Below are 24,312 nucleotides of genomic sequence, written 5' to 3'. Positions count from 1 at the left end.
CGGCCCGGTCGCTCAGCGGGAGGACAGGAGCGATCGGATGAGGTCGTCCTCGACCTGTTCGTCGGTCGCCGAGTTGAGGACGTCTGCCGCCGCGTGCGCATTGCGCTTGAACCGCTCGACCGACGCCGCATCGAGCTGCTCGAGCGTGGCCACGAGCTCGTCGACCCCGTACCCGGGCGAGACGAGGCCCAGGCCCCACCTCGCGATCAGGGCATCCGTCTCCTCGGCCGTGCTGAAGACCAGGGCGAGGCGCGCCTGCACCATGTCGAAGAACTTGTTCGGGAGCATCAATCGGTGGTTCATCGTCCGCGGGGGAAGCACGAACACCCCGACGTCGTACGCGTTCAGGACGCGTGGCAGCTCCGCCGGCGTCACCGGATCGTGCACGGACACGCGGTCGCAGTCCGCGGCCCGCTCGACGAGTGACCGGAGGTAGGCGTCCGCCCCGCGGGCGCCGACGAGGTACAGGTCGAGGGTGAACCGATCGTCGAGCCGCTTGGTCGCATCGATGAGCGTCTCGATGCTGCGACCCGGCACCGCACCGCCGGAGTGCACGAGCCGGATCCGGCCGGGCTGCATCGGTGACGGCGCCAGGTCGCGACGATCGGTCGAGTTGCGGACCACGTCGCAGGACACCCCGAAGCTCGTGCGGTAGAGCTCGGCGATCGAGTCGTTGATGGTGGTCACGGCGTGCGTGCGCGGCAGGTACTCGCGACACACCCAGGTCATGAACGGGGCGACCAGCAGGCGCCACGAGAGGACGTGGGTGCGCTCCTCCGGCGCCCACTCGTGCATGTCGCCCCAGACCGGCGCACCGTGCGCCACCCGGTGGGCGAGCGGGAGTGCCCGCGCCTCGTTCGCCACCACGAGGTCGAATCGGCGGTCGCCGATCGCGGCGAGCGCGGCGCGCACCGCGGGCGCATCGAACTCGACGGACCGGTAGGCGCGGACGGCGAGCTTCATCACGCCCGACGGCGTCTGCGGGAGCGAGGGAAGTGCGTGGTCGATCTCGAGGTGCTCGGCGACCCCGTCGGGCGCCGGACCATACGAGAGCGTCGTGACGTCGCCGTGGCGCTCGAGCACCTTCAGCTGCCGCAGGACGCGGGAGTCCGCCCGCAGGTTCGAGAAGGAGATGCAGAGGATGCGGGGGCGCGACACACGCCGAGTCTATCGGCGCGCCATCCGACGGACCGACGGCCGTGGCAGCCGCGGGCGCCGCTCAGCCGATGAACTCCATCCCCTGCCAGCCGCTGCCCACCTGCCGAGCGGCGAGCCACCCGCCCGTGCCGTCGCCGGGGTAGAGGCGCAGCACGCCGTCGGCACTGCGTGCGAGGACGTCCGGCTCCAGGTCGCCGTCGAAGTCGCCCGGGCTGCCCACCCACGTGAAGCCGCCCCAGCCCCTGCCGATGACCCTCGGCGTGCCGTATCCGGTGCCGGTGCCGGGATAGAGCCGCATCTCGCCCGTCGATGCGATCGCGAGCAGGTCGGGTCGTCCGTCGCCCGTGAAGTCGCCGGGGCTGAACACGCGGAGCGTGGACTGCCATCCCGAGCCGACGGCCGTCGGTGACGAGAAGCTGCCGGCGCCGTCGCCGCGGTAGAGCAGGATCGCGCCCTCGGCGTTCCGCGCGACCAGGTCCCATCTCCGGTCGCCGTCGACGTCGCCCGCGTTGAAGATCGCCGTGAACTGGTTCCAGCCGTCGCCCACCTTCACGCGCGGGCCGAAGCCGCCGTCGCCGTCGCTCGGATACCGCCACAGCTGCCCGGCGGTGTCGCGGGCGAGCACATCCCGGAGGCCGTCGCCGTCGAGGTCTCCGGCTCCGAACACGGGGTCGAGCCCGGCCCAATCGCCGGTCACGGAACGCCGTGCCGCCCATCCGCCCGAACCGCTCCCCGGGTAGATCCAGGTGCCGCCGACCGAGTCCTGGGCGAGCACGTCACGCGAGCCGTCCCCGGTGAGGTCCCCCATTCCGGTCGTGAGCGGGATCGGCGCCTCCGAGGTCGCTCCCGGCCCCGCGATCACGGTCATGCCGCCCCATCCGCTGCCGACGACCCTGGACGCGCGGAACCCGCCCGAACCGTTCCCCGGGTAGAGCCGGAGCGACCCGCTGGCATCTCGCGCCAGCACGTCGTGCGCGCCGTCACCGTCGAAGTCGCCGGGCGAGAGGATCGGGTCGAGTGCGTTCCATCCGCTGCCGACGAGCCGCGCCGAGGCCCAGCCGGCACGACCGTCGCCCGCGTACAGTCGCAGTCCTCCGCCGGCGTCCCGCGCGAGCACGTCCGCGCGTCCGTCGCCGTTGAAGTCGATGGCGCCGACGAGTGCGGTCATGCCGCCCCATCCGGTGCCCACGCGCCTGGACGGCGCGAACGCCCCGGCACCGTTGCTCGCATGCAGCATCAGCTCGCCGGCTGCGGTCCGCGTGAAGAGGTCCTGGGTCCCGTCGCCGTTGAAGTCCCCCGCGGCGATCAGCGCGGTGACGCCGCCGAAGCCGCTGCCCGCTTCGATCCGCGTGCCGAACCTGCCGAACGCATCGGTCGGGTAGATCCACAGCTCACCGTCCGGGCCGACCGCGACGACGTCCCGATTCCCGTCGCCGGTCAGATCCCCTGCGCCGGTCACGAACCGCAGTGCGCCCCAGTTGGTGCCGGTCTTCAACGGCGTCCGCCATCCGCCCGAGCCCGTGCCCGGGTAGAGGAAGAAGCCGCCCGCGGCGTCGATCGCGTAGACGAGGGGGATCTCTCCGGTCGGCACCGCGACCGGAGCCGGTGCGGCCGGTGCGCTCGTCGAGCCGAACCAGTCGGTGAAGATCCGCCAGAAGTTCCGGTTGCCGTAGCTCGAGCACGAGTCGCCGGTGCCGTAGAGGTTCGCGAGCGCGGCGGCGTTGGGCCGGTAGGGCGTGTAGATGTAGAGACCGGCGGTCGCCTGGTTCTGGATGTACACCTGCGACGAACCGCAGGCGGTGTTCGGATGCCACAGGATCGTGTTGTACCGACCGGCCTGGTAGGCGCGGATGCCCGGGTTCGCGCGGTACTTCCGGAACTGCCAGGCCGCGTTGTACACCTGGTTGAAGAAGCCGTAGTAGGTGGTGTCGCAGTCCGCCGTGTCCGGACAGCCGTAGCCGGTCGCCGACCGGTACTGTCGCGACGACGGCGTGGCATCCGTGACGATGCCCTGTTCCTTCTCGAGGAGGACGATGAGCGAACGCGGGTTGATGCCGCAGGCTCGCGCGACCTTGTAGATGATGAGCGCCGCGGACTCATCGGACTGGCCGGCGTACGGAGAACAGCCCTCGCTCCGCGCGGGCTGGCTCGTCGTCGCCTGCGAGTAGTCCTTGAGGCACACGTACCCGGTCGCGCAGGTGGGAACGCGCGCGTTGAGGAAGCTCTGGATCTGGGCCACGGTCATCGTCGAGCTGTCGTAGAACACCTGGTCGCTGATGATCATGCCGGCGTTGAAGTCCTTGGGATCGGCCGCCGCCGCGCTCCGCGCGGGCGCCGCGAGGTCGGCCGTGACGGCACCCGCGACGAGCGCGACCACCGCCGCCGCCGCCGCCAACATCGCCCGAATCGACGCCATGCCATTCCCCCGACCCGCCCCCGCGCGCGGGGACACGGGCCCCATGGTATGGGCGACCCCGGGTCCGATCAGGGCAACCGCGCTCGGCGCGTCGCATCGCGGTCACCGTGCCGGATCGGGCGGTCCGGCCGCCCGATCGATCCGCTCAGGCGTGGTCGGCGCTCGACCCGCGTGCGATGAGCTTCCGGTAGGCGCGGCGCCGCACCGGCTCCGGGACGAAGCGGTACGTGCCCCGGACGACCACGTTGCGCAGGTACTCGAAGCGCGAGGTGAACCCGATCCGGCGCAGCGCGCGCTGCAGTCGCATCTCGCTGCTCCACTGCGCCCGGCCGCCGCGCCGGGCGTACGCGCCCGCCCCGACGCGGTACATCACGAGCGGCTCGGCGACGTTCCCGACTCGGGCGCCCGCGTGGATCATCCGCGCGAAGAGCCAGTAGTCCTCCATGAGTCCGAGCGGCTGGTACCCGCCGGCGCGCTCGACGGCCGACCGACGGTACACCACGGTCGGATGGCTGAACGGGTCGTGGAACCTGGCGAATCGCTCGATCTCGCCCTGCGCCGTGCGCGGCACGCGCCGGCCGACGATCGAGCCGTCGTCGTCGAGGAACTCGAGCATGCCCGTGCCGACGAGGTCGAGCCCGCCCTCGATGAGCGGGACCTGCGCGGCGAAGCGCTCGGGCAGCGAGATGTCGTCCGCGTCCATTCGCGCGACGATGTCGTGGTCGCAGCGCGAGAGGCCCTCGTCGAGCGCACGGGCGAGCCCGACGTTGTCGGTGATCCGATGGTGCAGTACGGGCACGGGCGACTGGGCGATCGCGGTCTCGATCGCTCCCTCGAGTCCGGGCGACACGGGGCCGTCCTGCACGAGCACGACCTGCGCGGGACGCCGGGTCTGCGCCTCGACGCTCGAGGCGAACGCCTTGGCGAAGTGCACGGGATGGTCGCCGCGGTACACCGCCATCAGCAGGCTGAACGGCTCGCTCACGCCGGCTCCACCGCCGCCACCGCGTCGGAGGCCCGGCCGAGGCCCGCGAGCGAGTCGGCGTTGGGCCGGGGGCGGTAGCGGATGCCGTCGCGCCATCCCCGCCGCCAGCCGTCGGCGAGCACGGCCCGGTCGTTCGACCGCAGCACCGTGCGCAGCCATCGCAGCGCGCTCGAGCCGCCGTACAGGACCTTCTCCCACGGCGCGAGGCCGCGCGACCGGCGGAACATCCACAGCTTGTTGCGGACCTCGTAGTAGAAACGCGCTCCGGGGTCGGCATCCGTCGACCCGAGCACGCGCGTCTTGTGCACGACGACGGATGCCGGTACGTGCATGCCGCGGCGACCGCGCAACGCCCGCGTCGAGTACTCGAAGTCGTCGTTCCAGATGAAGTAGTCGGCGATGGGCAGGCCGATGGCGCGCACGATGTCGGCGCGGACGAGCATCGAGACGAACGACGTGCTCCGGATGGGCACGGCGCCGCGGCGTGCGGCCGCATCGCGCTCGGAGCGGGTCGCGAAGGGCTTCGCCCGCGGCGTGTTCATCGGGTGCTCGGTCCCGTCGAACCATTCGACGCGCGAGCCCGCCACGACCGCGTCCGTGCCGGCCGTCGCACCGAGGAGCGCGCCGAGGGCGCCCGGGGCGGGCACGGTGTCGTCGTCCATGAGCCAGATCCAGTCGGGCCGGTGGTCGGCGAGCGCGACCGCCATCCCCGCGGCGAACCCGCCCGCGCCGCCGGTGTTGCGCGGGAGCTCGACGAGGTCGACGAGCTCGCCGGCGGCCCCTGCGACGTCGGACGAGCCGTCGGTCGAGGCGTTGTCGACGACGACCACGCGGGCGAGGGGCGTCTCCTGCGCGGCGAGCGCGGCGAGCACCTCGGCGAGCAGCTCGCGGCGGTTGTAGGCGACGACCACGGCGACGACGCGGGCTGGCGGGGTGCTGGGAGTCATTCGCTCTCGGATCTCGGCGGGACGGGACCCATCCATCTTGCCCTGTCCGGGGCGTCGTCGCCGTCCACAGTGCCGGCACGACGGCGGCGCACGACCGCGTCGGCCCGTTACAGTTGACGGGCCGCCGCACGAGCACCGAGGGGGAGGTATGCCCACCACACTCCGCGTGATCGTCGACCAGGTCGTCGCTCCCGTCCCCGGACCGATCGGCCGCTACGCCGAGGCGCTGACGCGCGCCCTGATCGAGACCGCCCCCCGCGGGTGCCAGGTCGAGGGCGTCGTGTCGAGCTCGCTGCCGAGCGACTACGAGCGGCTCCTCGAGGCCTTCCCGGGTCTGTCGGGTCTCTACAGGTCGAGCCTCGCGCGGCGCGAGCTCGCCGCAGCCTGGCAGTTCGGCCTGACGACCTCCCCCGGTGGGGGCATGATCCACGCGCCGAGCCTCTTCGCGCCGCTCCGGCGGCACGACCGCACCGTCCCGGGCGAGCAGGTCGTCGTGACCGTGCACGACGTCCTCGCGTGGACCCACCCGGAGTCGCTGACCTCCGCCTCGGTGGCCTGGCAGAAGGCCATGCTGAAGCGCGCCCGCCGCCACGCCGACGCGGTCGTGGTGTCCACGCACGCGCTCGCCGAACGACTCGCGTCGATCGTCGACCTCGGCGACCGCATCCGGGTCATCGGCACCGCGCCGAGATCGGGCCTCGTCGTGCCGGCCGACGCGCGCGAAATCGTGGAGCGGCTCGCGCTCCCCGCCGAGTACCTCGTGGTCGAGGGCACCCTCGAGCCGCGCAAGGGCGTGGTCGACCTGCTGCGCGCACTCGGCCGTCCCGGCGTGCCCGAGATCCCGCTGGTCGTGCTCGGACCGCAGACCTGGGGCGAGCAGCACGTGTCGACCGTGGCGGAGGAGGCTGGCGTCGCACCGTCCCGCGTGGTCGCGGTCGAACCGGACGACGCGGCGGCGCTCGCGGTCGTCCTGGCGGGGGCGACGGCGCTGGTCGCGCCCAGCCATGACGAGGGCGACGGCACCTCGCTCATCGAGGCGTTCAGCCTCGGCGTCCCGGTGATCCACTCCGACACGCCCGCGTACGCTGAGGTCGCGGCCGACGCGGGTATCGAGGTGCCGGTCGGGGTCGGCGGCGGCTACGTCGACCGCCTGGCCGCCGCGGTCACCGCCGTGGTCGAACAGCCCGACGTCGCCGAGCGGCTCTCGATCGCGGGCACCGACCGGGCGCACGCGTTCGACTGGCGCGATTCCGCCGAGCGCGTCTGGCAGCTGCACGCCGACCTGTAGCCGCGGGCCGGCTCCCTTCGGCGCAGCGGCAGCGGCTCAGCCCGCCGCGGACTCCGCAGGAGTCGGCTCGGCGGTCGCCGTCGCGATCGCGTCCTGGATGAGCGCGTGCACGGCATCCCAGTCCGGGTAGGCCGGTTCGATCCCGGTCTCGGGCGTGAGCTCGACGGACTGGATGGGCAACTGCCGGGTCTTCCCCGCGAGGTCGACGAAGTAGCCCAGCATCGACTGCGGGATGTCGGTGCGCACGGTCTCCGCGCCGGCCTCGGCCACCGCCTGGAACTTGGTGAGCACGTTCGCGGGCGTGAACTGTCGCAGGATCGCCTCCTGCAGCACGCGCTGGCGCTGCATCCGGTCGTAGTCCGTGGCGCTGTACCGCGACCTGGCGTACCACAGCGCCGTGTAGCCGTTCATCCGCTGCGTGCCCGCCTCGACCCAACCGTCGACGTTCTGCAGGTTCTCGTCGCCGCCGATCGGCAGGCGCTCCTCCACCGTGATCTCCACGCCGCCGAGTGCGTCGATGAGCGCCTCGAAGCCCTGCATGTCGATGAGCACGAAGTACTGGATCGTGAGGCCGGTGACACCCGACGCGGCATCCCGCATCGCCTCGATGCCGGGCGTGCTGTTGCGCGCGGCCGCATCGGGGTAGAGCTCGGGCGTGACCTGCTCGACCTCGGTGTAGATCGAGTTCAGCAGGCACACGTCGACCAGGCAGCCCTGCTCGGTGCCGTACCCGTTCGGATAGGCGGCGGCCATCGGCGAGTCGGAGGGGAAATGGATGTCCTCGAGGTTGCGCGGCAGGCCGATCAGCACGGCCTGGCCGGTCTCGGCGTCGATGGACGCGACGGTCATGCTGTCGGGGCGCGTGCCCTCGCGGTCGGGTCCGGTGTCGGCGCCGAGCAGGAGGATGTTGTACCGGCCGTCGACGGGCGGCTCGCTCGGCCCCGCCGCGAAGACGCTCGAGAGGAATCCGCTCGCCGTGGTGGCGAGGTACGCGCCGTACGCCGCGCCGCCCGAGGCGACGACGAGCACGAGCACGGTGAGTGCGGCGATCGGCACTCGCGCCGACGGCTGCGTCCTGACAAGCCGAACGAGCCGAAGGGTGTCGAGCGTCAGCACGAGCCAGAGCACCCCGTAGAACACGAGGCCGAGTGCGACGACCCACAGTGCGACGCTGTTCGAGGCGATCGTGTAGATGACGGTCGGCGCCGCGAACCACGTCACGATCGCCGCGACGAGCACCACCCAGAGCACGAGCGTGGCGCCGAGCCCGAAGCGCCCAAGACGCCGGTCGCCCGCGAGCACCTGCGCGGAGCCGGGGATCAGGATGTTCATGCCCACGAGCCACCACCCGCGCCGCGTCATGAGCGGGCGGGACGCCGTGTCGGGATGGCGGATCGGGCTGTCGGCGAGGCTCATCGGCTGGACTTCAGGCGTTCGTTCTTCTCCTCGACGAGCGCGGCGAGCGCGGCCGAATAGTCGGCGAGCGCGTCGCGGAGCCGGTCGTCGGCGGTGGCGAGGATCTTCACCGCGATGAGGCCGGCATTCTTCGCGCCGCCGATGGACACCGTGGCGACGGGCACTCCGGCGGGCATCTGCACGATCGACAGCAGCGAGTCGAGCCCGTCGAGGCGCGACAGCGGCACGGGAACCCCGACGACGGGCAGGGTCGTGACCGAGGCGAGCATGCCCGGCAGGTGGGCGGCGCCGCCGGCGCCGGCGATGATCACGCGGATGCCGCGCCCTGCGGCCTCCTTGCCGTACGCGATCATCTTCTCGGGCGTGCGGTGGGCCGACACGACCTCGACCTCGTGCGCGACGCCGAACTCGTCGAGGAGTTCGGACGCCTCGCGCATCACGTTCCAGTCGGAGTCGGAGCCCATGACGACACCGACGAGGGGTGCGGGGGAATTGCCTGCGGTCACCCGTCGATAGTAGGGCCGCCGGCTGGAAGAAACCGCCAGCCGGCTCGCGGGTCTAGTCCTGCAGTGCCGCCGCAGCCGCCCGCGCCTCGTAGACGGCCTCGTCGAGGTCGGGTCCGATCGCGGTGACGTGCCCGACCTTGCGGCCCGGGCGGGGCTGCTTGCCGTAGTTGTGGACCTTCACGGTCGGGTGGCCGGCGAGCGCCTCGGCGTAGCGGTCGGTGAGCGTGCCCTCGGCCGGACCGCCGAGCAGGTTCACCATCACGGCCCACTCGTCGTGGCATCCGGTGCCGCCCAGCGGGAGGTCGAGCACCGCGCGCAGGTGCTGCTCGAACTGGCTGGTCGTCGCGCCGTCCATGGTCCAGTGCCCCGAGTTGTGCGGGCGCATGGCGAGCTCGTTCACCAGCACGCGGTCGTCCGTCGTCTCGAACATCTCGACCGCGAGCACGCCCGTGACGTCGAGGCCCTCGGCGATGGCGATCGCGACGTCGGCGGCGACGTCGGCGAGACGGCCCGCCGCGTGCGGTGCGGGCGCGATGACCTCGCTGCAGACCCCGCCGACCTGCACGGTCTCGACGAGCGGCCAGGCGACGACCTCGCCCGAAGGTCGCCGGGCGACGAGCTGGGCGAGCTCGCGGCGGAAGTCCACGAGCTCCTCGACGAGCAGCGCACCGTCGCGGCCGTCCTCGCCGACCGTCGCGAACCACTCCGCGACCTCGGCAGCGCCGCGCACGACGCGCACGCCCTTGCCGTCGTAGCCGCCGCGCGGCGTCTTGACCACGGCGGCGCCCCCGTGCCCGGCGACGAACGCGTCGAGCTCGTCGGGCGTGGACACGCGCGCCCACTCGGGCACGGGCAGTCCGAGCTCGTCGAGACGGGCGCGCATGAGCAGCTTGTCCTGGGCGAAACGCAACGCGTCGGGCCCCGGGTGCACCGCCACCCCGGCGTCGACGAGCGCGCGGAGCACCTGCTGCGGCACGTGCTCGTGGTCGAAGGTGAGCACGTCGACCTCGCGTGCGAACGCGAGGACCGTCTCGGGGTCGGTGTAGTCGCCCACGCCGTGGGCGGCGAGCGCCGCCGCCATGCCCTCGCCCTCGGCGAGCACGCGGAGCTCGACGCCGAGCTCGATCGCCGCGGGGATCATCATGCGGGCGAGCTGCCCCGCGCCGACCACTCCGACTCGCACCGGTGACACCATCCGTTCCCGCGGGCACCGCGCACCGCGACACCCCATCCTACGGTGGGCGCGCCGTAGGATCGGGGGATGCCAGCGACGTTCCGCAGCCTCGCGACGCGGGCGTGGAACGGGTTCCTCGCCTATCTCGTGAAGTTCGGCGTGGTCGGCCTCATCGGCTTCGTGATCGACGTGGCGTTGTTCAACGCCCTGAGGCTCGGCGTCGTGGGCGAGGACACGTGGGCGCAGTCGGCGATCGGCGCGAAGACGATCTCCACGTCGGTCGCGATCGTGTTCAACTGGCTCGGCAACCGGTACTGGACCTTCCGCCGCCACCGGCGACGTCACGCGCTGCGGGAGTTCGCCGAGTACGCGGTCGTCTCGGTCGGCGGCATGGCGATCGCCCTGCTGTGCCTGTGGGTCAGCCACTACGTGCTCGGCTACACGAGCCTGCTCGCCGACAACATCGCCACCAACGTCGTCGGCCTCGCGCTCGGCACCGCGTTCCGGTTCCTGCTGTACCGCTACTGGGTGTTCGGGCACCACCGCGCCGACGGGCTGTCGAACCTCGCCCGGGTCGAGGAGGCGCAGCGGTCGCTGTTCGAGGAGCCGCCGGTCGCGCCCGCTCCCGACGTGGCGGCCCGTGCGGCCGGCGACCGCGCGGCGGATGCCGCTACTCGGCCGCGGCCTGGAACCACGGCGGGTACACCGCCACGCGGGTCTTCGACCCCACCGCCTGCAGCGCGGCCCTGACGCGGTCGCGGACCCGGTCGTTGGCGACCGCGACGAGCGCGATCCGCTCGAGCGGCACGCTGCCGCGCACGAGGACCTCAGCCGCCCGCAGGCCCGCGCCCTCGTCGGCGAGCGTGAGCCGCACGAGCGTGCGCTCGGCCTCGGGCCACGTGTCGGCGAACACGGCGCCGCCCACCGCGGCATCCGTCTCGGACACGACGACCTCGCCGGGCGCCTTCAGGCGGGCGCCGGCGGCTGCGGACACCGAGGTGACGAGAATGACGTGGTCGGCGATGGGACGGCCGACGGCCTCCGCGGTCAGCCTCGGGTCCGCGGCCCCGGTGCGGATCGACTCCCACACGTGGGCGTCGGTGCTGAGCAGGAACGGCACGTACTCGGCGACGGTCGCGCCCGACCCGCCGACCGTCGCGGACCGCCGGAACGCGCGCGCAGCGGGCGCGGCGAGGTCGACCACCGGCTCGGCGGGCGGCTCCCCGGCGTCGGCGAGCAGCGCCCCGGTGCCGAGGATGCGACCGAGGTTGTCGATGTGCGTGACGTGGTAGAGCCGGGTCGCGGCCGCGTCGACCGGCGCCTCGCCCGCCCCCGCCCCACCGCGCCCCGCGCGCGTGGACGCCGTCGAGCGCGCGGCGCGGGCGGATGCCGCGGGACGGCCCGACGCCTTCGCGGTGGCCGCCCGGGCCTCGGCTGCGGCCGCGGCGGCGTGCGAGGTGCCCGGTGCGCGGACCTGCCGGCTGCGCGCGGCGGTGACCGAAGGGTCGGGTTCAGCCGGCGGAGAGCAGATCGCGCAGAGGCCCTCGTCGAATCCGTGGATGCATTCCTCGCCCAAGTGGTGCCTTTCGTCGCTCGGCCCGCGGGGACGGCGAGCCGCCCGACTACAGTACGCGCTCGAGCCGAGTGCGCCGCACCCACCGCTGCGGCCCCGGTGCGCGAGCGGACGTCGCGAAGCGCCGATCCGCTCAGGCGCGGCGCCACGAGGCGGTGTCGTCTCCCGGGGCCGTGCCGGGCCCGACGGCGGGTGCGCCGAGCGCGTGGGAGGTCGCCATGAGCTCGTGCAGCGCCGCCTGCACCCGCAGCGGGTCGGGCACGTCGCGGAGCACCACCGGCACGTCGTGCCCGGTCTCGAGGCGGACGTCGCCGGACCCGGCGATGCGCTGCAGCCACCCGCGGCGCACCTGCACGTCGTATCCGCGCCGGTGCCACAGCTCGCGTCGCACGCGGACGAACAGGCCGCGCCGCACGATCACGCGGCGAGTGGTCACCGTCGTCCGGGCCGCGAGCCACGAGAGGTACGGCAGGACGCACCCCAGCAGGACGACGAGGGCGGCGGCGACCACCGCCGCCAGGCGCGGCCAACCGTCGTCGAGCAGCGGCAGCGCGTAGCCGGCCGCACCGGCGACCCCGACGAGCAGCAGCGCGGGCAGCACGAGCACGCGTGCGTGTCGCCGGAGCCGCGCGACGACGCGTTCCCCCTCCGGCAGCCCGTGCGTACCGCTCGCCTCCCCCATGACCCCCCTCAGTACCTCAGGTGCGTGACGTCGCCGGCCGCGACCGCCCGCACCTCGCCGTCCTCCGCGTCGCGAACCATCAGCCGGCCGTCGGGCGCGACCGCCTCGGCGACGCCGAGGAGTTCGTCGCCGCCGGGCAGCTCGACGCGGACCTCCTGTCCGAGCGTGCCGCAGACCGCGACGAGGCGCTCCGCGGCGCCGCTCGCGACGGCGTCGCCGTCCGAGGCGACGAAGCCGTCGACGAGATCGAGCAGCCGGGCCAGGTAATCGGCCAGCACCGCGTCGGCGTCGGGCCGTCGACCCGTGACGAGCTGCAGCGACGTCGACGTGAGCGTCGGCAGGTCGTGCTCGTCGAGCGTGAGGTTGAGCCCCGCCCCGACGACGACCGTGCCGGGTCCTACGAGCTCCGAGAGGATGCCGCACACCTTGTAGCCGGACACGAGCACGTCGTTCGGCCACTTCAGCTCGACCTCGACGCCGCCCGTGCCGTCGTCCTCGCCGCCCCGATCGACGGATGCCGCGGCCACGGCCCCGCGCACCGCCTCGGTCATCGCAACGCCGGCCAGGAGCGGGATCCAGCCGTACGCGTCGGCTGCGAGCCGGTCGCCCGGGCGGAGCAGCACGGAGATCGCGAGCGTCTTGCCGGTCGGCGCCAGCCAGGTCCGGCCGAGGCGGCCGCGCCCCTGCGTCTGGTCGTCGGTGACGATCGCGGAACCGTGCGGCCATGCCGCGGCATCCGCCCCCGTGGCCGCCTCGCGGGCCACGTCGTTGGTCGACCCCACCGTGTCGAGCCACTCGAACCGCGGGACCTCCGCCCGCGAACGCACCCAGTCCATGCGCGCCTCCCGATCCGTCGCCCTCAGGCTAGTGTCCGGCGGTCGAGGGTGGCGATCACCACCACGCACCACCGGGTTTTTGTGGGAATCCGTCAACGAACCGGCCCGGAGGCAGGCCGGTAGAGTGAAGCCTCGTGACCGAATCGACGAACGACGGCCCCGACCTCTTCACCACCGCGGGCAAGCTCGCCGACCTCAAGCAGCGATACCACGAGGCCGTGACCGCCTCGGGCGAGGCCGCGATCGAGAAGCAGCACGCCAAGGGCAAGATGACCGCGCGCGAGCGCATCGCCGAGCTGCTCGACCCGGGCTCCTTCGTCGAGTTCGACGAGTTCGTGCGGCACCGCACGCACGCGTTCGGCATGGACGCCAAGCGGCCCTACGGCGATGCGGTCGTCACGGGTGTCGGCACCATCCACGGCCGGCAGGTCGCCGTGTACTCGCAGGACTTCACGATCTTCGGCGGCTCCCTCGGCGAGGTCGCCGGCGAGAAGATCATCAAGGTCATGGAACACGCGCTGAAGACGGGCGTGCCGATCATCGGCATCCTCGACTCCGGCGGCGCCCGCATCCAGGAGGGTGTCGTCGCGCTCGGCAAGTACGGCGAGATCTTCCGTCGCAACACCGCCGCGTCGGGCGTCATCCCCCAGATCTCGATCGTCTGCGGGCCCGCGGCCGGCGGCGCGGTCTACTCCCCCGCGCTGACCGACTTCGTGATCATGGTCGACAAGACCAGCCAGATGTTCGTCACCGGGCCCGACGTCATCAAGACCGTCACGGGCGAGGACGTCGGCATGGAGGAGCTCGGCGGCGCGCTCACCCACAACACGATCTCGGGCGTCGCGCACTACCTCGCGAGCGACGAGTCCGACGCGCTCGACTACGCGCGCACCCTCATCTCCTTCCTGCCCGACAACAACATGTCCGAGGCGCCGGTCTACGACAGCGAGTCCGAGCTCGAGGTCACCGACGAGGACCGCAGGCTCAACGCGATCATCCCGGACTCGCCGAACCAGCCGTACGACATGCACTCGGTCATCGAGGGCATCGTCGATCACGGCGACTTCCTCGAGGTGCAGCCGCTGTTCGCGCCGAACATCGTGGTGGGCTTCGCCCGCGTCGAGGGCCGCTCGGTCGGCATCATCGCGAACCAGCCCAGCCAGATGGCGGGCACGCTGAACATCGCGGCGGGCGAGAAGGCCTCGCGGTTCGTCCGGTTCTGCGATGCGTTCTCGATCCCGATCCTCACGCTCGTCGACGTACCCGGCTACCTGCCCGGCACCGACCAGGAGTGGACCGGCGTCATCCGCCGCGGCGCGAAGCTGCTCTACGCGTACGCCGAGGCGACCGTGCCGCTCGTCACCGTCATCACGCGCAAGGCGTACGGCGGTGCGTACATCGTCATGGGATCGAAGCAGCTCGGGGCCGACATCAACCTCGCGTGGCCCACGGCCGAGATCGCGGTGATGGGCGGACAGGGCGCCGTCAACATCCTGTACCGCGGCGAGATCAAGCGGGCCGAGGAGGCCGGCGAGGACGTCGCCGCGGTCCGCACCCGGCTCGCGAACGAGTACACCTACAACGTCGCCTCGCCGTTCCTCGCGGCCGAGCGCGGCGAGCTCGACGGCGTCATCGAGCCGGCGGCCACGCGCGTGTCGGTGACCAAGGCGCTGCGCGCCCTCCGCACCAAGCGCGCGAGCCTGCCGCCCAAGAAGCACGGCAACATCCCGCTGTAGGAGGCGCCATGACCACCGCATCCGGAGAGCCGAACGGCGCCGAGTCCCTCGACCTCAGGTTCCTCACGCGCGACGTGTCCGCCGAGGAGGCGGCCGCGGTCACCGCGGTCATCGTGGCCGCCGTGCGGGAGGAGCGGGCGACGCCCCCGCCCCCGGCGCGGAGCGCGTGGGCGCACCCCAGGCACGCGCTGCGTCCCCCGATCGAGGTCGGTCCGGGCCGCTGGAGCTCCGCCCCGCGCTGACGGAGGACGCGTCGTGTCCCCCGAAATGCTGACTTCCGTCGCGTTCGGGGATCCGTAGCATGGGGAGTGCGCACTCCACGGAGTCGTACCGCCGCCGGCTGGGTACCGACGGCGAGTTCTGGGGGCGAGTCCGGCGGTAATCGGGTTGTCGCCGTGACTCGGGCTTGCGGGGGGTCGGTAGGGGCCGACCCCCCGCTTCCATGTCCGGGCGCCGACCGGGCGACGGATGCCGCGGGCACCCTCACTCCGCCCGCGGGATCTCCAGCCACAGCTCGACCTCGGCATCGTCCGATTCGAGCACCTCGCCGTCGCCGCCGCCCCGGAGCCCCACCACGGTGACCGCGACCGGAGAGCCCGCCGCGGCGGTGCGGGCGATGACCCGATCGGCGTGCGATGCGGCGATCGCGTCGGCCAGCCGGGACAGCACGCGGTCCCGCGCGTCCTCGTCGAGGTCGTCGATGCCGCCCTCGTCGAGGAGGGTGATCGTCGCACCGCGGTCGCGCGCCTCCTTCACGGAGCGCCGCACGGCGTCCGTCAGCAGCATCCGCCCGCGGATCTCGTCGCGGATCGCGGCCTCGAGCGTGCGGCACTCCCTCCGTTCGGCGTCGCTCAGCTCATGGTCGGCATCGGCGATGCGTCGAAGCATCGGGGCGGCGATCCGCTGGGTCTGAGCGAGGCGCATCCGGCCCTCGAACAGGTGCGCGTCCTGGGCGGCCTGCCACGCCGCGGCCTCGCGCTCGGCCTGGACGTACCGACGCGTCGAGCGAGCGGCGCCCGCCAGTGCCGCCGAGAGCATGTGCGCGATCCCCACCCACACGATCGAACCGACGACGCCGAGCGCGCCGAGGGCGAGCGGCCCGGCCCACAGCAGGGTCTGGATCGCGAGCGCGATGACCCCGAGCCAGGCGGCGAGGAGCTGCCGCCGGGCGGCGGTGATGGTCATGAGCGTGCCGACGGCCGCGACGTACCAGGTCGCGTAGCCGTTGTCGGCGGTCGCATCGAGCTGGCTCGACACCAGCAGCGGCAGCACGATGGCGACGGCGAGGTTCAACGCGGCGAGCCAGTCGGGCATCCGGGCGCGGCGCGCGGGCCAGAGGCTCAGCACCGTCGCGATCGCGTACAGCGCGAGGGCCGCGACCGTCGGCCACGGCGATGCCGGCTTGTCGAGCGAGTAGATGCCGAGCACCACGTGGTATCCGGAGAACAGGGCGGCGAGCACGAGCAGCAGCCACCGCGGGACCGAGATCACGGCGCGCTCCCCTCGACCCCGGCGGGCCACGCGAGCGTGATCGTCGTCCCCGAGCCGGGCGCCGACTCGACTCCGGCCGAACCGCCCGCGTTCGCCATCCGCTCCGAGATCGACACCCGCAGTCCGATGCGGCTCTTGGGCACCAGGTCCGGGTCGAAGCCCTCGCCGTCGTCGACCACGCGGATGACGCAGCCGCCCGATCCGACGCCGCGGATGTCGATCGAGCGTCGGATCTCCCGGCCCGGCGCGTCGGCGTGCTGGACGCTGTTCACCATCGCCTGCACCGCCGCCGACGAGAGCGCATCCACCGCGTCGACCGGCAGGTCGACCCCGGCGACGTCGCCGGAGCGCACGTCGATCGGCGCCGAGAACCCCGCCGCCGCGGCGTGGAGCCGCCGCACCAGCACCTCGAGACCCACGCGGTCCTCGTTGCCCGGCAGCTCGGTGGCGGCCTCGTCGAGGCGGTGCACCGCGTCGCCGGCCATCCGCGCCGCGAGGGCCCGTTCGGCCGGTGTCCGCGCCGCAGCGGCCGAGAGGAGCGTGGTGAGCACGCTGTCGTGGACGAGCGCGTCGACCTTGACCCGCTCGATCTCGTTCGCGTGCTGCCGGGCCACCATGTCGTAGCGCTGCAGCGCGGCATCCTGCGCCGAGTCGACCGACTCCGCCGCCTGCCGCAGCATCGTGATGATCACGAGCACGACGATCCCGAGGATCATCGCGTACATCGCGTCGAGCACGGCCAGGAACACCCCGGCGTCACCGCCGGCCGGGGTGCCCCGGATGACGCCGTACGCGGCCGGAACGGCGACCGTGTACGCGGCCGCCGACAACGGTGGCAGCGCGATCACGGCCGCCGTCGTGGCCACGGTGCAGAGGTAGTAGAGCCACGGCGTCTCGCCGGACATCCGCGCGGGGTCCACGAGGAGATAGGGCCACGCCAGCAGGGCGACGACGTACAGGGCCGCGAAGGTCGCGGCCGTGGCGCGGACCGCGACCCGGGCGAACGTCGCCACGGCCAGTGCGGCGAGGGCGCCGTAGAGCACCGCCATCATCGCCGTGCCGGCGCCCTCGACGAGCGCCGGCGCCTGCGCGATCGCGCTCGGGACCGTCTGCGCGCCGAACACGACGCCGAACACGCCCAACGCCCGGCTCGAGACGGTCTCGACCTGCGCCCGGCTCACCGCCGCGCGGCGCGGGACGAGCTTCGCCGCGCGCCAGTCAGCGGCGGCCATCCCCGCCTTCCGAGTCCAGTCCGGGGAGGATGCCGTCCTCCACGGCGCGCCGCAGGAGGTCGACCTTGGTGGGCGCCGGCCGCCCCACCTCGACGTACTTCGCGCGGATCCGATCGAGGTACTCCCGCGCCGTCGAATGCGCGATCCCGAGCCGTTCCGCGACGAGCTTCAACGGCAGCCCGGAGGCGTACAGGTGCAGCACGTCGCGCTCGCGATTGCCCAGCTGTGCCTTCGCGAACTCCTGGTCGGCCTCGATCGCACTCGCCCACTCGACGTTGTTCAGCACGTCGCCGCGTGCGACCGTCGCGATCGCCGCGATCACCGCGGAGGTCGGCGAGGACTTCGGGATGACCCCGGCCGCGCCCGCCGCGAGGGCCTCGCGGACCGCCGCGACGCGGTCCGCGATGCTGTGCACGAGCACCTGGCTGCCGGAGGCGAGCACGGAGCGCACGTTGTCGGTCACGCTCGAGCCGTCACCGAGCGACAGGTCGAGCAGCACCACGCGCGGCGGCTCGGTCGCCGGGTCCGGGAACCGCGCCAGCAGGCTGGGCACGTCGGCCGTCTCGGCGACCACGTCGTAGCCGGCGTCGCGGCACGCGGCACGCAGGCCGAGGCGGACGGCCTCATGGTCGTCGACGATGGCCACCGTCGTGCGCGACGCGATCGACTCTGACTCCGCGGTCACAGCGCCCCCTCACTCGGCTCCACGGTCGATTCACACCCTAGCGGCCAACCGCGCGACCGCCTCGACATGGTGGGTGTTCGGGAAGAGGTCGTAGGCGCGCAGGGCCTCGAGCTCGAACCCCCGCTCCCGGAACAGGCCGACGTCGCGCGCGAGCGCGACCGGGTCGCACGCGACGTACACCACCTGGGCGGGCCCGAGCGACGCCAGCCGGTCCACCACGTCGCGGCCGGCGCCGGATCGCGGCGGGTCGAGCACGACGGTCGCGCCGCGCAGGCCCCGCCGCGCGGCATCCGCCGCCCCGGCGAGTTCCTCGAGGTACCCGTCGACGCGGCCGGTGATCGCCCGGGCGCCGACCCAGCCGGCGAGGTTCTCGCCGGCGTGGAGCGTGGCGCGCGCATCCGCCTCGACCGTCGTGATCCGCACCGACGGGCCGAACCGGTCGCCGACCGCGGCCGCGAGCAGGCCGACTCCGCCGTACAGGTCGTGGTTCTCGGCCGCCGGATCGAACCGGTCGGGGTCGACCAGTTCCTGCACCGCGCGTGTCAGGGTCGCCGCCGCACCGCGGTGGACCTGCCAGAAGCCGTCGCGGTCGACGGCGAAGCGGCGGTCGCCGACCACCTCGGCGACGACCGGTCGTGCCGCGTCGCGCGCCTCGGCCGCAGCCCGGCGACCCGCGCTGCGCTCCCGATCCCGTCCACGCGGCTCGTGCCTGCGGACCACGGCCTCGGGCCGACCGCCGGACGGTGCGACCAGGTCGATCCAGCGGGCGCCCGGGAAGGTGCGGTCGAGCGGCGCGATCGCGGCGAGCTCCGGCACGGCGAGCGGAAGCGACGCGACGGGCACCACGGTGTGGCTGCGCGCCGCGTAGGGGCCCACCGTGCCATCCGCCGCCACGTGCAGTCGGACACGCGTGCGCCAGCCCGTACCGGCGTCCTCGTCGACGCCCGGAGCGAGCGCCGCCGCCACCGGCTCGACGTCGACGTCGGCCTCGACGCCGCCGAACCGGGCGAGCGCGTCGCGCAGCACGTCGGCCTTCAGCGCACGCTGCCGCGGCATCAGGATGTGGCCGAACTCGGCGCCGCCCGCGCGGCGTTCGGGTGCACGGTCGACGGATGCCTCGGGCCACACGTGCGCGCGGCGGTCCGGCGAGGCGCGCAGCACCTCGACGGTCTCGGCCCGCCAGAAGCGCTCGCGGCCGGCGTCGACCACGTGGGCGCGGACGAGCTCGCCGGGGATCGCGTCGGCGACGAACACCACCCGGCCGTCATGGTGCGCGACCGCGATGCCGCCGTGGGCGATGCGCTCGACCTCGAGCTCGAGCTCGAGCACGGGGCCCGGCTCGGCCGACCGCCGGGCCGGAGCGGGTCCGCCGGAGCGAGCGGGACGTCGACGACGTGGAGCAGCCATCGTCCGAGCATCCCACACGGCCGCCACGGCAGGATGGACGCATGCACCTCTACCTCGCCTCGACCTCGCCCGCCCGGCTCCAACTGCTCCGACAGGCCGGCGTGGAGCCGGCGCTCCTGGCGCCCGGCGTCGACGAGGAGGCCGCGGTCGCGGAGCACGAGGCCGAGCACGGCCCGCTCGCACCCGAAGAGCTCGTGCAGCTGCTCGCCCGACTGAAGGCGGAGGCCATCGTCGGACGACGGCTCGACGGCGAGCCTCTCGACGGCTTCATCCTGGGCGGCGACTCGGCATTCCTCGTCGACGGCGAGCTCTTCGGCAAGCCGCACCGGCCCGACGTCGCACGCGAGCGCTGGGCGCGCCAGAACGGCCGCTCCGGCGTGCTGTGGTCGGGGCACTGGCTCATCGACCACCGCGGCGGGGCTCCGCGCGCTGCCGTCGGCCGAGCCGCTTCGGCGGTCGTCGAGTTCGCACGCCTCGACGACGGCGAGATCGATTCGTACATCGCCACGGGCGAACCGCTCTCGGTCGCCGGCGCGTTCACCGTCGACAGCCTCGGCGGGCCGTTCATCCGCTCCGTCTCCGGCGACCCGTCCACCGTCGTCGGGCTGTCGCTGTCGACGCTCCGCGAGCTCGTCCGCGAGCTCGGCGCGACCTGGACCGACCTCTGGGACCTGCGCTGACGGTCGTGTGAGGCGGATGCCGCGGCATCCGTCGCTTGTCGAGCACCGAAACACCTCGCGGTCTTTTTTGTCGACCGCACCCAAAGTTCGGCGTGCGTCGGCCAATAGGCTTGGGAGTCATGCGCCGCATCAGCAAGGTCCTCATCGCCAACCGTGGAGAGATCGCCGTCCGCGTCATCCGTGCCGCCCGCGACGCCGGCATCGGCTCGGTCGCGGTCTACGCCGACCAGGACCGCGACGCCCGTCACGTGAAGCTCGCCGACGAGGCCTACGCCCTCGACGGCACCACGAGCGCCGAGACGTACCTCGTCATCGAGAAGCTGCTGTCGGTCGCACGCCGCTCCGGCGCAGACGCCGTGCACCCCGGGTACGGCTTCCTCGCCGAGAACCCCGACTTCGCGCGGGCCGTGATCGGCGCCGGACTCATCTGGATCGGCCCGTCGCCCGAGGCGATCGAGCGGCTCGGCGACAAGGTCTCGGCCCGGCACGTCGCCGAGAAGGTCGGCGCCCCGCTCGCGCCGGGCACGCTGAACCCGGTGGCGGATGCCTCGGAGGTGCTCGAGTTCGTCGACCAGCACGGCCTGCCGGTCGCGATCAAGGCCGCGTTCGGCGGCGGCGGCCGCGGACTCAAGGTCGCGCGCGAGCGCGACGAGGTCGCCGAGCTGTTCGACTCGGCCACGCGCGAGGCCGTCGCCGCGTTCGGGCGAGGCGAGTGCTTCGTCGAGAAGTACCTCGACAAGCCGCGCCACGTCGAGACCCAGTGCCTCGCGGACGAGCACGGCAACGTCGTGGTCGTCTCGACGCGTGACTGCTCGCTGCAGCGCCGCCACCAGAAGCTGGTGGAAGAGGCGCCCGCGCCGTTCCTCACCGAGGAGCAGAACCGCCTGCTGTACGACGCGTCCAAGGCCATCCTGAAGGAGGTCGGCTACGTCGGCGCCGGCACATGCGAGTTCCTCATCGGCCAGGACGGCACGGCGTCGTTCCTCGAGGTGAACACGCGCCTGCAGGTCGAGCACCCCGTGTCCGAGGAGGTCACCGGACTCGATCTCGTGCGCGAGCAGTTCCGCCTCGCCGAGGGCGGCGTGCTGGACTACCCCGACCCGGAGACCAACGGGCACTCGATCGAGTTCCGCATCAACGGCGAGGACCCGGGCCGCAACTTCCTCCCCGCGCCCGGTCCCATCCACCAGCTCCGATTCCCCGGCGGCCCGGGCGTGCGCGTCGACTCGGGCGTCACGAGCGGCGACGAGATCTCCGGTGCGTTCGACTCCCTGCTCGCGAAGCTCATCGTGACCGGCCCCACCCGCAAGGACGCCCTCGAGCGCGCCCGCCGCGCCCTCGACGAGTTCGAGGTCGCCGGGCTCCCGACCGTGCTGCCGTTCCACCGCGACATCGTGCGCAACGAGGCGTTCGCGCCCGCCGGCGACGAGCCCTTCACGGTCTTCACGCGCTGGATCGAGACCGAGTACGACAACACGCTCGAGCCGTGGACCGGCGAACTCGAGGAGACGAAGGGCCCGGCCGCGCGCACGAGCGTCGTCGTCGAGGTCGACGGACGCCGCGTCGAGGTCTCGCTGCCGAAGCGCCTCGCGGGCGCGCCCGCGTCCGGGTCCGCGACCGCGGGGCCGGCACCACGCCGCCGCGCCGTGCACCACTCGGTCGACACCTCCACCGGCGACGCCGTGAAGGCGCCGATGCAGGCGACCGTCGTGAAGATCGCCGTCGCCGAGGGCGACAAGGTCGTCAAGGGCGACCTCGTCCTCGTGCTCGAGGCGATGAAGATGGAGCAGCCGATCGTCGCCCACAAGGACGGCGTCATCGGCCTGGTCAACGCCGAGCCCGGCGTGACCGTCTCGAGCGGCCACCTGCTCCTCGCCATCAACGACGCCCCCGCCACCTGACCGGTCGAGCAGAATTCAGGACCGTGCGGGCCTCATCGACGCTCCGCCCGTCGCGCGCAAGGTGCAGAATTCAGGAGTGCACGGCCGGCCACGGCGCGACATCCGCTCGAAACCGGGTCTGATCGGGCGATGGCCGCGGTGCTTTCCTGAGTCCTGAGCACGGCGCGGCGCCTCAGGCTGCAACCGATCGGGCACCCGCTCCTGAATTCTGCATGGCCGCGGCGGTCGAGGACGGATGTCCCGAGACGTGCTCAGGCAACGAGTGCCAAGGCAGTAGCCGCGTTCCGGATCATGGCGGCCGCGCGCTCGGGCCTGGTTGCCGTCCCACAGACCGAACGCGCGCAACGCGGTGAGGCAGCCGAGACGGCCGCCGAGCCGGTCGAGCGCCCGAGAGCGTCGATGCACCACGCGATCGTCCTGCGCGCGCGGTCACGGCTGCCCCGCGGTGAGCCCATCGGCGGACGAAGCAACGCGCACCCTCGCTGTGGAGGAAGGGTGCACCGCACGCGGACGTCCAGAATCCAGGAGCGCCAAGCGCCAGCGGCATCCGATGCCCGTCGGCCCCAGCCGCTGAATTCAGGAAGCACAGCATGAACCGCGCGATCACCGCCCCAATCCGCACAGGACCGAGGGTGCGAACGCGCTTCGCTCCCGAATCCTGCAGATCGAGCGTGTCAGCGAACACGAGCGCGCTCGGCGCCGCCGACGTCGTCTCCTGAACCGTGGAGGTGGAGCAGCGGAGGCGGGCTCACGGTCAGCGGACGACGTGCATGGCGCGCGCGGCATCCGTCAGCGACCCGGTGAGCGACGGGTAGACCGGGAAGGCCTCGGCGAACTGGTCGACCGTGAGCCGGTGCTCGACCGCGAGCGCGAGCGGGAAGATGAGCTCGGACGCCTTCGGCGCGACGATCACGCCGCCGATGATGGCCCCCGACCCGGCCGACGCGAACAGCTTCACGAACCCGTCGCGGATGCCCATCATCTTCGCGCGGGGGTTCGACGACAGCGGCAGCTTGTACACGGTGCCGGGCACGACGCCCTCGTCGATCTCCTTCTCGGTCCAGCCGACCGTGGCGATCTCGGGCTGCGTGAAGATGTTCGAGGTGATGTTGCGGTTCTCGGGCGGGTTGACGACGTCGCCCATCGCGTGGAACACCGCGGTGCGCCCCTGCATCGACGCGACCGACGCGAGCGGCAGGAACGTCGTGCAGTCGCCCGCGGCGTAGATGTTCGGCATCGACGTGCGCGCGACCCGGTTCACCCGGATGTGCCCGGACTCGGCGAGCTGCACGCCCGCCTCGTCGAGCCCGATGTCGGCGGTGTTCGGCACCGAGCCGACCGCCATGAGGCAGTGGGTGCCGCGCACCTCCTTGCCGTCGGTGAGCGTCGCGACGACGCCGTCGCCGTCGACCACGACCGACTCGGCGCGCGACTTCGACAGCACCTTCATGCCGTTGCGCTTGAAGACCTTCTCGATGACGGATGCCGCGTCGGCGTCCTCGCCCGGCAGCACGTGCTCGCGGCTCGAGATGAGCGTCACCTTCGCGCCGAGGGCGCGGTACGCCGACGCGAACTCGGCACCGGTGACGCCGGAGCCGACGACGATGAGGTGCTCGGGCACCTGCTTCAGCGCGTAGAGCTGCGTCCAGGTGAGGATGCGCTCGCCGTCCGGCACCGCCGTCGGCAGCACGCGCGGCGTCGCGCCGGTCGAGATGACGAGGGTGTCGGCCTCGATGCGGTCGAAGTCGGTGCCGCCCTTGGCCGTGGCGACGATGATCGCGTTCGGGCCGTCCAGGCGGCCCTCGCCCTGCACGAGGTTCACGCCGGCCTCGAGGAGGTTCGAGCGCATGTCCTCGGACTGCTGCGCCGCGAGGCCGAGGAGCCGCTTGTTGACGGCCTGCAGGTTGATCGCGACGTCCGGCTTCACGGCCTTGTGGTTGTCGCCCTTCGCGAAGAACTGCACCCCGAGGTCGGCGGCCTCCTTGACCGCGTTCGATGCCTCGGCGGTGGCGATGAGCGACTTCGACGGCACCACGTCGGTGAGCACGGCCGCCCCGCCGACGCCGGCGCGCTCGACGAGCGTGACCTCGGCGCCCAGTTGCGCGCCGGCCAACGCCGCCTCGTACCCGCCTGGCCCGCCCCCGAGGACGGCGATCCGTTGCGTGCGCTCGAACGTGGTGTGCATGGCGTCCATCCTTC

Annotated in this window: 21 protein-coding genes; 6 read left to right on the top strand and 15 right to left on the bottom strand. The window is 72.9% G+C overall.

Annotation, left to right across the window (positions count from 1 at the left end):
* Positions 1-12: 12 nt before the first annotated feature.
* The 4 genes from ACULK4_RS06090 to ACULK4_RS06075 form a co-directional block, all read right to left on the bottom strand.
* A complete protein-coding gene (locus ACULK4_RS06090; protein WP_445965239.1) occupies positions 13-1,158 on the bottom strand; it encodes a glycosyltransferase in 1,146 nt (381 codons plus the stop codon).
* Between the two features lie 61 nt (positions 1,159-1,219).
* On the bottom strand, positions 1,220-3,574 hold the full coding sequence (locus ACULK4_RS06085) for an FG-GAP-like repeat-containing protein (RefSeq protein WP_445965238.1): 2,355 nt from the start codon (positions 3,572-3,574) through the stop codon (positions 1,220-1,222).
* A 145-nt stretch (positions 3,575-3,719) separates the two neighbouring features.
* Positions 3,720-4,559, bottom strand: coding sequence for a glycosyltransferase (locus ACULK4_RS06080; protein ID WP_445965237.1), 840 nt, complete (start codon positions 4,557-4,559; stop codon positions 3,720-3,722).
* Positions 4,556-5,506 (bottom strand): glycosyltransferase, encoded by a 951-nt coding sequence (locus ACULK4_RS06075; RefSeq protein WP_445965236.1) that lies wholly within the window; start codon positions 5,504-5,506, stop codon positions 4,556-4,558. Before ACULK4_RS06075 ends, ACULK4_RS06080 begins: the two co-directional genes overlap by 4 nt.
* Positions 5,507-5,654: 148 nt before the next feature.
* On the opposite strand from ACULK4_RS06075, the gene ACULK4_RS06070 reads away from it, so the two are divergent.
* Complete coding sequence (locus ACULK4_RS06070; protein ID WP_445965235.1) at positions 5,655-6,794, top strand: glycosyltransferase; 1,140 nt, start codon at positions 5,655-5,657, stop codon at positions 6,792-6,794.
* Between the two features lie 36 nt (positions 6,795-6,830).
* On the opposite strand, the gene ACULK4_RS06065 is transcribed toward ACULK4_RS06070, so the two are convergent.
* The 3 genes from ACULK4_RS06065 to ACULK4_RS06055 form a co-directional block, all read right to left on the bottom strand.
* Positions 6,831-8,210, bottom strand: a complete 1,380-nt coding sequence (locus ACULK4_RS06065) for an LCP family protein (RefSeq protein ID WP_445965234.1) — start codon at positions 8,208-8,210, stop codon at positions 6,831-6,833.
* Entirely contained in the window at positions 8,207-8,674 is a 468-nt protein-coding gene (gene purE, locus ACULK4_RS06060; RefSeq protein ID WP_445965571.1) for a 5-(carboxyamino)imidazole ribonucleotide mutase, read from the bottom strand. Before purE ends, ACULK4_RS06065 begins: the two co-directional genes overlap by 4 nt.
* A gap of 94 nt (positions 8,675-8,768) precedes the next feature.
* The gene (locus tag ACULK4_RS06055; RefSeq protein ID WP_445965233.1) at positions 8,769-9,911 is read right to left on the bottom strand and encodes a 5-(carboxyamino)imidazole ribonucleotide synthase; all 1,143 of its coding nucleotides are present in this window, start codon (positions 9,909-9,911) and stop codon (positions 8,769-8,771) included.
* Positions 9,912-9,977: 66 nt separating this feature from the next.
* Between ACULK4_RS06055 and ACULK4_RS06050 the strand changes: the two genes are divergently transcribed.
* A complete protein-coding gene (locus ACULK4_RS06050) occupies positions 9,978-10,640 on the top strand; it encodes a GtrA family protein (protein WP_445965232.1) in 663 nt (220 codons plus the stop codon).
* Here the strand turns inward: ACULK4_RS06050 and ACULK4_RS06045 are convergent.
* The 3 genes from ACULK4_RS06045 to ACULK4_RS06035 form a co-directional block, all read right to left on the bottom strand.
* Positions 10,561-11,466, bottom strand: a complete 906-nt coding sequence (locus ACULK4_RS06045; RefSeq protein ID WP_445965231.1) for a DarT ssDNA thymidine ADP-ribosyltransferase family protein — start codon at positions 11,464-11,466, stop codon at positions 10,561-10,563. The genes ACULK4_RS06050 and ACULK4_RS06045 overlap by 80 nt on opposite strands.
* A 130-nt stretch (positions 11,467-11,596) precedes the next feature.
* On the bottom strand, positions 11,597-12,145 hold the full coding sequence (locus ACULK4_RS06040; RefSeq protein WP_445965230.1) for a PH domain-containing protein: 549 nt from the start codon (positions 12,143-12,145) through the stop codon (positions 11,597-11,599).
* 8 nt (positions 12,146-12,153) lie between these two features.
* A complete protein-coding gene (locus tag ACULK4_RS06035) occupies positions 12,154-12,981 on the bottom strand; it encodes a biotin--[acetyl-CoA-carboxylase] ligase (protein WP_445965229.1) in 828 nt (275 codons plus the stop codon).
* A gap of 134 nt (positions 12,982-13,115) precedes the next feature.
* Between ACULK4_RS06035 and ACULK4_RS06030 the strand changes: the two genes are divergently transcribed.
* Both ACULK4_RS06030 and ACULK4_RS06025 read left to right on the top strand, forming a co-directional pair.
* Positions 13,116-14,717: an acyl-CoA carboxylase subunit beta gene (locus ACULK4_RS06030; protein WP_445965228.1), complete on the top strand. Its 1,602-nt coding sequence runs from the start codon at positions 13,116-13,118 to the stop codon at positions 14,715-14,717.
* Between the two features lie 8 nt (positions 14,718-14,725).
* A complete protein-coding gene (locus ACULK4_RS06025; protein WP_445965227.1) occupies positions 14,726-14,959 on the top strand; it encodes an acyl-CoA carboxylase epsilon subunit in 234 nt (77 codons plus the stop codon).
* A 241-nt stretch (positions 14,960-15,200) separates the two neighbouring features.
* Here the strand turns inward: ACULK4_RS06025 and ACULK4_RS06020 are convergent, their stop codons facing one another.
* The 4 genes from ACULK4_RS06020 to ACULK4_RS06005 are packed head-to-tail and all read right to left on the bottom strand — an operon-like array spanning position 15,201 to position 19,532.
* The gene (locus ACULK4_RS06020; protein ID WP_445965226.1) at positions 15,201-16,208 is read right to left on the bottom strand and encodes a DUF8320 family protein; all 1,008 of its coding nucleotides are present in this window, start codon (positions 16,206-16,208) and stop codon (positions 15,201-15,203) included.
* Entirely contained in the window at positions 16,205-17,440 is a 1,236-nt protein-coding gene (locus ACULK4_RS06015; RefSeq protein WP_445965225.1) for a sensor histidine kinase, read from the bottom strand. Before ACULK4_RS06015 ends, ACULK4_RS06020 begins: the two co-directional genes overlap by 4 nt.
* A complete protein-coding gene (locus tag ACULK4_RS06010) occupies positions 17,427-18,125 on the bottom strand; it encodes a response regulator transcription factor (protein WP_445965224.1) in 699 nt (232 codons plus the stop codon). The genes ACULK4_RS06015 and ACULK4_RS06010 overlap by 14 nt, the downstream gene beginning before the upstream one ends.
* Positions 18,126-18,155: 30 nt before the next feature.
* Positions 18,156-19,532: a class I SAM-dependent RNA methyltransferase gene (locus ACULK4_RS06005; RefSeq protein WP_445965223.1), complete on the bottom strand. Its 1,377-nt coding sequence runs from the start codon at positions 19,530-19,532 to the stop codon at positions 18,156-18,158.
* 41 nt (positions 19,533-19,573) lie between these two features.
* Here ACULK4_RS06005 and ACULK4_RS06000 point away from each other — a divergent pair, with 41 nt between their 5' ends.
* A complete protein-coding gene (locus ACULK4_RS06000; protein ID WP_445965222.1) occupies positions 19,574-20,212 on the top strand; it encodes a Maf family protein in 639 nt (212 codons plus the stop codon).
* Between the two features lie 119 nt (positions 20,213-20,331).
* Positions 20,332-22,113 (top strand): acetyl/propionyl/methylcrotonyl-CoA carboxylase subunit alpha, encoded by a 1,782-nt coding sequence (locus tag ACULK4_RS05995; RefSeq protein WP_445965221.1) that lies wholly within the window; start codon positions 20,332-20,334, stop codon positions 22,111-22,113.
* Between the two features lie 754 nt (positions 22,114-22,867).
* On the opposite strand, the gene ACULK4_RS05990 is transcribed toward ACULK4_RS05995, so the two are convergent.
* Complete coding sequence (locus ACULK4_RS05990) at positions 22,868-24,298, bottom strand: NAD(P)H-quinone dehydrogenase (RefSeq protein ID WP_445965220.1); 1,431 nt, start codon at positions 24,296-24,298, stop codon at positions 22,868-22,870.
* Positions 24,299-24,312: the final 14 nt, after the last annotated feature.

This window comes from Agromyces selenitireducens (genome assembly GCF_052748465.2).
The sequence above is the reverse complement of the archived record's forward strand: the minus strand, read 5'-3'. Positions and strand labels throughout refer to the sequence as shown.